The organism is Snodgrassella alvi, from assembly GCF_002777745.1.
Classification (GTDB): Bacteria; Pseudomonadota; Gammaproteobacteria; order Burkholderiales; family Neisseriaceae; genus Snodgrassella; species Snodgrassella alvi_D.
The window spans coordinates 1-2,591 of record NZ_MEIO01000044.1; the positions used below are offsets into that span (position 1 = coordinate 1).

1 pseudogene is annotated in these 2,591 nt (G+C 46.1%); it reads right to left on the bottom strand.

Annotated features, from left to right (window positions below):
- A pseudogene (locus BHC51_RS05290) lies at window positions 1–2,591 on the bottom strand (hypothetical protein); the annotation flags it as partial.

Here is a 2,591-nt window from a genome sequence, read left to right on the forward strand (position 1 = left end):
ACCTGTTGCTGTCGACACCGACAGGCTGCTCAGGCCTGAAGCAGCAGTATCCAGTCCTGACTGTGTCACAGTTGACAGACTGTGCAGCTGTGAACCGTTGATGGCATCCGTTGAATCTGCTTCTACCCGGCCGGCCGTAATACCGGTCAGTTTTTGGGTACTGCCATCACGGGTGGCATCATAGACTTGACCATTCCATTGCAATGCATTCTGCTGCAATGCAGTTACACTGCCATTGGTTTGCTCAAAGCTGGTAGACAAGCTGACTATATTATCGCCTATGGTACTCAGGCTCTGGGAAGCACTGGACAGGCTACCTATATGAGTGTCAGCAATTGTACTCAAACTGCTGGCCAGATCGCTCAAACCGCTTGAGGTAGAGTTAGACAGACTAAACAACTGGCCTGCATTAACCGCATCAGTGGAATTCTCTCCAAGAATACCGGCTGCTACATTGGTAATCCTTTTAGCATCTCCATTTCGAGCGGCATCATAGGCTCCGATATTGTTATTCCATTGCAATGCATTCTGTTTTAATTCTGTTACACCCTCAGTAGCATTGCTCAGGCTGGAATTTATACTGGAACTCAGGCTGTTCAGACCTGTTGCTGTCGACACCGACAGGCTGCTCAGGCCTGAAGCAGCAGTATCCAGTCCTGACTGTGTCACAGTTGACTGACTGTGCAGCTGTGAACCGTTGATCGCATCCGTTGAATCTGCTGCTATATGACCAGCAGCCACATTGGTAATTATCTGTGCCTCGTCTGTACCGTGGTCTGCACTATAGCTGCCATCTTTCCATTGCAGCACATCCTTTTGTAGCGCCAAAACTTTTTCTTTGTTTGCTTGTAGATCTGCCGATACTTGACCCAGATTCTGGTTAGCTGATACAGACGATGAAATTGAATCATTCAAACTGTCCAACTGATTCTTAGCAGTAACGGACAGACTGGTAATACCCGAATTGGTGATGTATAGCTGCCCACCATTAACCATATAGGTAGAATCAGCAGAAAGATTTTCATCAGCAGCCACATGGATTATTTTATGCGCTTGGCCATCTTTATGACCAGCATTATAAACACCGTTTTCATACAGCAAAGCATCTCGCCGTAACGGAGTAATACCCTCAGATATTGAAGCACTTATGGCTGTAATTTTCGTATCTATTTCTGATAATTTTTTATTGACATCGGGTGAAAACTTGTTGATTTCTGAATTAAAATCATCGATGGCTGTAGAAATTGAATTAGTAGTGCTACTAATAACAGGATCTACTTTAGGCAGAGACTCGCTAATACTTGTAGACAGACTGTCCACACCGACGGGAAGAGAAGAAGACAGACTCTTTAACTGACCAAAATTGGCTGCATCAGTATCCTGAGTACCGGCCATCACATCGGTTATACGGCGTGTAATATTTGCATTTCCTACAGCTACCGCACCGGTGGTACTTTTCCATACGGGCGTGTTAGTGGCCGGATCAGTAGCTGTGACACTGCTATCGGGATTATAACCAGCAGTATTTCCTGCTCTATCCGCAACCGAACCGGCACCCAAAGCAACCGCGCCCTCAGCCGTGGCTTGAGCACCGTTACCTATAGCAACCGCATCAAGACCACTAACAATAGTTTGATTACCCAATGCTAAACCGTTGCCTGCGCTGACACTGGCATGATTACCAATGATAGTTGCACTGGCATCTGAGTTAACAATATCTATTTTATTATTATTACCAATAACATGTACACCAACATTGGCAGCAATGATATTGTTGTTACCAAATATGGCTGTGTCAGAAGCGGTAATAGCATCTTCAGAGGTTTTACCAGTATTGCTGTTACCCAAGGATAAGATATGGTTGCCGCTGATACGAGTTTTACCTGTAGCAGCTGTTTCCAGCGTACCGTCTTCTTGTTTGAACTTGGTGGCTGTTGCAGAGCTGCCGATAGCAATCGATCCCTCACCCGAAATATCATTATCGGAACCGATACTGATACTTTGCTTGCCTGAAGCTTTACTATTATTACCAATGGCCACTGCCGAATCCACACCGGCCTGAGATTGCACCCCTACTGCCACGGTGCTATTAGCAGAAGCTTTTGCCTGCAAGCCAAGCGCTACACTTCCGTTTCCATCAGCGGTAGCTACAGAACCTAAAGCAACACCAGACACACCTGTAGCCTGCGAAGAAATACCAATGGCGTTGGAGGCGCGGCCACCGGCCAGCGCTGCTATACCAAATGCCTGCGCTCCACCAGCTGTACTGGTAGCATTGGTACCAAAAGCAAGGCCATGATTACCGGTTACATAAGCTGCACAGCCAAGAGCAAACGAATTAATACCAAAGGCTCTTGGTAATAGGTTTGTCACGCCACCTGTATGTCCGTTTTGATAGCCTCCGTGACCGGTAGTAACCTGAGCAACCCAGTTTTCTGCAGCCTCTGTTGTACCATAGGGATTAAACTCTTTATTTCTAGCAGTAAATTTCCAATTCTGTGCAAAACGCAAATATTCCTCTAATGGAGTTAGTGCATTTGCAGCGTTTCCTATGGTCGAACGCGATTTAACATGATCTGCACCGCAATAAT